Genomic DNA, 6,547 nt, shown 5'->3' on the forward strand with positions numbered 1-6,547 from the left:
TCGATGGCGCCCCGGGTCTGGAGGCCGCGCTGGTGGAACTGTGGGGCGAGGACCTGCCGATCCAACGCTGCACGGTTCACAAACACCGCAACCTGCTGGCCCATGCACCAAAGCATCTCCACGACGAACTGACCGAGGACTGCCGCGACATGATCCATGCCGACACCGCCGCCGGGATCGAGAAGAAACGCAAGGCATTCCTGCGCAAATGGTGCCTGAAATGCCGGGCCGTGGCCGACAGCCTGGAAGAAGCAGGTGATCGGCTCTTCACCTTCACACGGCTTGACCCGTCTCAATGGAAATCAGCCCGGACCACCAACGCCATCGAGCGCCTGAACGGGGAGTTCCGACGCCGCATCAAGACCCAGACCGTGCTGCCCTGTGCCGAGACCGTCCCGATGCTGCTCTGGACGCTGCTCGCCTCCGGCCGGATCCAGATGCGCAAGGTCGATGGCTGGGAAACCCTTTCTCAGCCCCTCGAGCCGATGCCCCTTGACCTCACAGCCTGAAACACCGATCCCTCACATGCCCGGATCGCGCTGCCAGGCAATTTCCACTGCATTCGCAACACGACCTAAGTCGGATTTGATTGTTCAGTCCCTTGAAGGCACATGGAGTTTGGTTTCTCAGCAGTCTTGCCTGGAGACGAAGCGACAAGGGCGGCAAACATGAGGCACGCCGACAGAAGCTGGCCTTGGGGCGCGGCCTTGCGGAGAATTGAGGCAGCCCAATACTGCGGACATTCGCCTGGGCACTTCGACAAGCTCGTGAGAAGCGGAATCTATATCCAAGCGACTGAAACCGGGGGGCGATCCAACCGAAAGCACACACCGGGCGGACGGTGACGGCGCCCTTCCGGATGACAGGGCGCCGCGGGTTTCGCCAGGCTATGCGCGCGCGATAGTATCCGACAAGCCGGGCGGTCGAGCCGTCCTTGCCGTCGGTACCCTGATCGCCGGCCAGTACCGGCTCCAGTGCCTTGGCAAGCTCCTTGCCCAGCTCCACCCCCCACTGATCGAACGAGTTATCGCCTCCAGGCTCTGCGCCCTGCCGGCCCGGTCCGCAACGGCGGGAAGCCTCTGATTGACTACCGACGACGGCGGGTACCGCGCGTCAGAGCTTCGCGAGATCGTCCTTCAGCGATTTCTCGATCCGGTCGAGCGGCACGTTGGTAAGCGTCTTGGGAATTTCGGCCACAACCTTGTCCGCCACTTCCTTGTGCAGCCTGCGCCGAAGCTCGCCCAGCACCACCGGCGGCGCAACGATCACCAGCCGGGTGAACGCGCCGTCGTGCGCCTTGCTGTAGAGCAGCCTGGCAAGCTCGTCGGCAAAACGCTCCTTCGCCAGCCGGTGCCAGTCAGCCTCCTCCATGGCCGAGCGCTGATTATCACCGCCGTCGGCCCTGCGCCCCGGCCGGTCGGACTGCTGTTCGCGGTTGGGCGGATCGTCCTGCCGCTTCTCGATCACAAGGTTCAGATCCGGGTTCTGCGCGTCGAGATCGTTGCGCAGGAACAGCGCCTTCTCGCCGTCGGCGATCAGCACCCAGGTACCATGGGAAATACGGGTCATCGACAGTCCTCCAACGCTCGTCAGGTCCTGCGCAGCGCCGTGCGCCACCGATATCCGGAGACATCCGGGCCCGCGCCGCCCGGCCAGCCTGCCACCATGAAAGACGCGCAACGGTTACGGGTCAACAGGACAGAAACGCCTCCCGGGACGCAACACGCCCCGCGCTCCACTTGCGGACCACGGGGCGTGCGCACGAGGTATCTCTCAGGCGCCGGCGGCGCGCCGGCTCACATCCGGCTGGCGACGTTTTCCCAGTTGACCAGATTGTCGAGGAAGTTGCTCAGGTAGGCCGGGCGCTTGTTGCGGAAATCGATGTAGTAGGAATGCTCCCACACATCGCAGCCCAGCAGCGCGGTCTGGCCGAAACAGACCGGGTTCACGCCATTTTCGGTCTTGGTCACCTTCAGGCTGCCGTCGCTGTCCCTGACCAGCCAGCACCAGCCCGAGCCGAACTGCCCGGCACCGGCGGCGGCGAATTGCGCCTTGAACTCGTCGACCGAGCCGAAACTGCCGGCAAGCGCCTTTTCAAGCTCGCCGGGCATCGCATTGCCGCCCGGGCCCATCATTTCCCAGAACTGGTTGTGATTCCACAGTTGCGAGATGTTGTTGAAAATTCCGTTCTGCGCCACCGCACCCTTGTCGTAGGTGCCGACAATGATCTCTTCAAGCGACTTGCCGTCCCACTCGGTGCCGGCGATCAACTTGTTACCGTTGTCGACATAGGCCTTGTGGTGCAGGTCGTGGTGATACTCGAGCGTTTCCCGGCTCATGCCCTTGGCGGCAAGCGCGTCGTGAGCATAGGGAAGATCGGGGAGTTCGAATGCCATCGGGCAGTTTCCTTCCTGTGCAGCAGTTCTCAGCGCCTTTTCTGGACGTCGCGCTCCCCGAGGTCAAGCAATGCCTCGCCACTTGCGATCACAATGCGCCGGTCAGTCGCCGAACACTCCCGTGGGACCGGACGCGGCGGCATCGCTGAGCAGGTCAAAGGCATATTGCGCGACCGAGCGGAAGCAGAGCACCAGAATAGCGCCGTCCTCGCGCATCCAGAAGGCCGCCGCGATCTGACCCAGCCGGGTGCGCCGCATCTCGCCCGGACCAAAGGCTGCCGGCAAAAGATCGGCCGGGCAGAGACGCGCCAGAACGTCCCGCGCGGCGGTACCGTCGACCCTGAACAATGCGCGCGCATCCGACACGTCAACCGCCAGATGGTGCAGCCCGGCAAGCGCGGCGCCGAGTTCGGCCACCACCGCTTCGCTGCGGTCATGGGGCACCAGCAGCAGCAGTTCGTCCGGCGACATCCAGGCAACCGAGTATTCGCCCGCCCACACGATCCGCCGCCGATCGGGAAGCGGACAGCCAAGCGCACGCTGTACCGCCCCGGCAACCTGCGGGTCGTCCAGATCGGCGCGCAAGGTCACCATGCCCGGCAGCGGCATCTCGGCAATGGTCGCGTGCGGCCCGGCAAAGGATGCACCGTTCAGCGCGGTCGCGGTGTCAGACATTCTGCTTCTCCCCATCCGGATCGAAAAAGACCGGGCTGACGATCCGCGCCGCGATCAGGTTGCCCCCGGTGGCGGTAAAGTTCAGCACCTCGCCCATGCGCTCGGGGCCACGTTCGACAAGCCCCATGGCGATACCGCGGCCGGTCGTCGGCGAATGGTAGGTCGATGTCACCCGGCCCACCGTGTTGCGCTGGCCGTTGGCGTTTCTGCCCTCGCCCACCGCATAGGCGCCGTCGGGCAGCACCGAACCGTCAAGCGTTTCGAGCCCGACCAGCCTCCAGCGGTCGGGACTGGTCATGTGGGAGCGCTCCTGCGCGCGCTTGCCCAGATAATCGCCCTTCTTCTTCGAAATCGCCCAGCCGAGCCCGAGGTCCTGCGGGATCACCGTGCCATCGGTTTCGTCGCCGACCATGATGAAGCCCTTCTCGGCCCGCATGACGTGCAGCGCCTCGGTGCCGTAGGGCGTGACGCCGAGATCGCGGCCGGCAGCGATCAGCGCGTCCCACAGGGCGCGGGCGCGGCCGGCGGGCACGGCAATCTCGAAGCTCAGTTCGCCCGAGAACGAGATGCGATAGATCCGCACAGGAAAACCGGCCAGTTCGCCCCCGGCCCAGCCCATGAAGGGAAGCGTTTCGGGCGACAGATCGAGCCCGCCGAGCCGGTCAAGCAGCATACGCGCCTGCGGGCCGACAACGGCGATCTGGCCCCATTGCTCGGTGACGTTGGCGACATGGACCTTCCAGTCCCACCATTCGCATTGCAGCCAGTCTTCCATCCAGCCGTGAATACGATCCGCCCCGCCCGAAGTGGTGTGGACAAGGAAGCTTTCGTCATCCAGTCGCGCCACCACACCGTCATCCATGAGGAAGCCGTTTTCGCTGCACATCAGCCCGTAGCGACAGCGCCCCGGCTTCAGTGTCGACATCATGTTGGTGTAGAGCATGTCGAGAAAACGGCCGGCATCCACCCCCCTGACGACGATCTTGCCCAGTGTCGAGGCGTCGAGCAGCCCGACCGCGCCGCGCACGGCGGAAATCTCGCGCGAAACCGCCTCGTGGTGGCTTTCGCCGGGTTTCGGATAGCAAAAGGGCCGCCGCCACTGGCCGACAGGCTCCCACACGGCGCCGTTCTCCTCGTGCCAGGAATGGATCGGCGTGCGCCGGAGCGGCTGGAAGGTCGCGCCACGGGCCTGTCCGGCAATCGCGCCAAACGAAACCGGCTGATAAGGCGGACGGAAGGTGGTGGTGCCGACCTGCGGAACCGGTTCGCCAAGCGCCGCGGAAAGAACCGCAAGGCCGTTGACGTTGCTGAGCTTCCCCTGATCGTTCGCCATGCCGAGCGTGGTATAGCGCTTGGTCAGTTCGACGCTCGAATATCCCTCGCGCGCCGCCTGTTCGACATCGGTCACCTTCACATCGTTCTGGAAGTCGAGGAATATCTTGCCGCGCAGTTCTGGAATCGCCTTTTCCGGCATCACCCAGACCGGTTTGATCGGCGTTTCGGCCACATCCCCGGCCGCGACGGGGGCGACCCTGGGGTTGTCGTATCCGGCAGCCGCGGCCGCATTGGCGCCCGCAACGGCGGCATCGGCCAGCACCGCCCCCATCGTCAGCGCGCCGGACGCCGAACCCGCCGTCTGTACGAACGGCATACCGTCCGCGCCCGTCGGTGCGCGCGCCGGATCGGGATAGAAATGCGCGTTCCGCTCCGACCACAGCAGCCTGCCACCGCAATGCGACCACAGGTGAACGACGGGCGACCAGCCGCCCGACATGGCCACCGAATCGCACCTGAGTGCCGCGCCCGCGCCACCGGTGCCGTTGGCGCGGCACAGGACGACGCCCTCGACCCTTCTCCGGCCCTTCACCTTCATGATCGCGGCGCCTGTATCGACACGCAGGCCGCGCCGTTCGCACTCCGCCGCCAGCGGGCCGGATGACCGGTCGCGGACATCGACGATCGCCGGAACCCGCAGCCCCGCATCGCTGAGCGCCAGAGCGGTCCGATAGGCATCGTCGTTATTTGTAACGATCACCGTTTCGCGCCCCGGCGCGACGCCGTAATCGACCACATAGTCGCGCACCGCCGAGGCCAGCATGACACCGGGCAGGTCATTTCCGGCAAAACCCAGCGGGCGTTCGATGGCCCCGGTCGCGGTAACGATCTGTCGGGCGCGTATTTTCCATAGCCGGTGGCGCGGCCGCACCGGCAGGCCCGTATGATCACCAAGCCGTTCGCACCCGATCGCATAGCCGTGATCGTAGACGCCCGCGCCCATGATCCGGCTGCGCAGGGTCACGTTTGCCATCGCGGACAGCGCGCTCACCGTATCGTCGACCCAGTCGGCGGCGGGCCGGCCGCCGATGGTGCCGCCATCGACCGGCGCCCGCCCGCCCCAGTTCGGGGTCTGTTCGATCAGCAGGACCCTGGCGCCCGATTGTGCCGCCGCCAGCGCCGCCTGCAATCCAGCGATCCCGCCACCGACGATCAGCACGTCGGTAAAGACATGCAGGTGCTCATATGTATCGCGATCGGCTTCTTTCGGCGGCAGACCCGACGCCGCCGCATCGCGGATCACCGGTTCGTAGACGTGTTTCCAGAAACGGCGCGGCCAGAGGAAGGTCTTGTAATAGAACCCCGCCGACAGGAAGGGCGCGAAAAGCTGGTTGATCGCCATCACGTCGAACCCGAGGCTCGGCCAGGCGTTCTGGCTTTTCGCGGCAAGGCCAGCGAAAAGCTCGGTGGTGGTGGCGCGCACGTCGGGCTCGAACCGGCTGCCCTGCCCCAGCCCGACCAGCGCGTTGGGCTCTTCGGCGCCGGAGGCGACGATGCCGCGCGGGCGGTGGTACTTGTACGAGCGGTTGACCAGCATCTGCCCGCCCCCGAGCAACGCCGAGGCCAGCGTATCGCCGGCAAAGCCCGTCATCTTGCTGCCGTCGAAGGTGAATTCGACCGGTGCGGTGCGGTCGATCAGCCGGCCACCGAGTTCCAGCCTGTGACTCATCTGCCTGCCTCCCAGTCCGGATGCCGTTTGCGGATCGCCGCGACCACCCGGTCGGGCGGCCGCACGCTCTGCGCCTCGTAGGTGCCGTAGACCTCCAGCGTTACCGTATCGCGTGCCGCGATGAACCACCTGCCGCAGCCATAGGCGTGCCGCCAGCGTTCCAGATGCGGCCCCATCGGATTGGGCCGTTCGAAAAGATAGGCCTCGAACGCCTCGTCCGACGAACCCGGCCCCTCGCGTTTCAGATGCGCCTCGCCTCCGGGGGCAAGCTCGGTCTCGTCGCAGTCGATGCCGCAATAGGGGCAGGTCAGGATCAGCATGAATTACTCCTTGGGCGGCAAAGCGACAACGAAGGCGAACGACATCTCGGTCAGCGTCTCGCGGGTGAGATCGTCATCGAAACCGTCGTCGTCGAGACGGACGAAACCGCCCATGGGCCGCGCGCCGTTCATCATCCGCGTAACACCGGGCA

The 6,547-nt window shown here is 65.6% G+C and carries 6 protein-coding genes and 1 pseudogene; 1 reads left to right on the forward strand and 6 read right to left on the reverse strand.

The window, feature by feature from the left end; genetic code table 11:
• The coding region (locus ACK5IR_RS05365; protein WP_416926655.1) for a transposase at positions 1–509 on the forward strand (509 nt) is incomplete at its 5' end.
• 385 nt (positions 510–894) lie between these two features.
• Here the strand turns inward: ACK5IR_RS05365 and ACK5IR_RS05370 are convergent.
• From ACK5IR_RS05370 to ACK5IR_RS05395, 6 genes and pseudogenes are all read right to left on the reverse strand, one after another.
• Positions 895–1,032 (reverse strand): annotated as a pseudogene (locus ACK5IR_RS05370) (hypothetical protein); the annotation flags it as partial.
• 81 nt (positions 1,033–1,113) lie between these two features.
• Complete coding sequence (locus ACK5IR_RS05375; RefSeq protein ID WP_416926657.1) at positions 1,114–1,569, reverse strand: host attachment protein; 456 nt, start codon at positions 1,567–1,569, stop codon at positions 1,114–1,116.
• Positions 1,570–1,796: 227 nt separating this feature from the next.
• The gene (locus ACK5IR_RS05380) at positions 1,797–2,396 is read right to left on the reverse strand and encodes a superoxide dismutase (RefSeq protein WP_416926659.1); all 600 of its coding nucleotides are present in this window, start codon (positions 2,394–2,396) and stop codon (positions 1,797–1,799) included.
• Between the two features lie 102 nt (positions 2,397–2,498).
• Positions 2,499–3,071, reverse strand: a complete 573-nt coding sequence (locus tag ACK5IR_RS05385; protein WP_416926661.1) for a sarcosine oxidase subunit gamma — start codon at positions 3,069–3,071, stop codon at positions 2,499–2,501.
• Positions 3,064–6,075 (reverse strand): sarcosine oxidase subunit alpha family protein, encoded by a 3,012-nt coding sequence (locus tag ACK5IR_RS05390; RefSeq protein ID WP_416926663.1) that lies wholly within the window; start codon positions 6,073–6,075, stop codon positions 3,064–3,066. The genes ACK5IR_RS05385 and ACK5IR_RS05390 overlap by 8 nt, the downstream gene beginning before the upstream one ends.
• A complete protein-coding gene (locus ACK5IR_RS05395; RefSeq protein ID WP_416926665.1) occupies positions 6,072–6,395 on the reverse strand; it encodes a sarcosine oxidase subunit delta in 324 nt (107 codons plus the stop codon). The genes ACK5IR_RS05390 and ACK5IR_RS05395 overlap by 4 nt, the downstream gene beginning before the upstream one ends.
• Positions 6,396–6,547 lie beyond the last annotated feature (152 nt).

This window comes from Tropicimonas sp. (genome assembly GCF_047971885.1).
In the GTDB taxonomy this organism is placed as follows: domain Bacteria; phylum Pseudomonadota; class Alphaproteobacteria; order Rhodobacterales; family Rhodobacteraceae; genus Tropicimonas.

Coding starts and splice junctions, on each gene's coding strand:
- ACK5IR_RS05375 (WP_416926657.1), bottom strand. CDS start 1,569: ATGACCCGTATTTCCCATGGTACCTGGGTGCTGATCGCCGACGGCGAG.
- ACK5IR_RS05380 (WP_416926659.1), bottom strand. CDS start 2,396: ATGGCATTCGAACTCCCCGATCTTCCCTATGCTCACGACGCGCTTGCC.
- ACK5IR_RS05385 (WP_416926661.1), bottom strand. CDS start 3,071: ATGTCTGACACCGCGACCGCGCTGAACGGTGCATCCTTTGCCGGGCCG.
- ACK5IR_RS05390 (WP_416926663.1), bottom strand. CDS start 6,075: ATGAGTCACAGGCTGGAACTCGGTGGCCGGCTGATCGACCGCACCGCA.
- ACK5IR_RS05395 (WP_416926665.1), bottom strand. CDS start 6,395: ATGCTGATCCTGACCTGCCCCTATTGCGGCATCGACTGCGACGAGACC.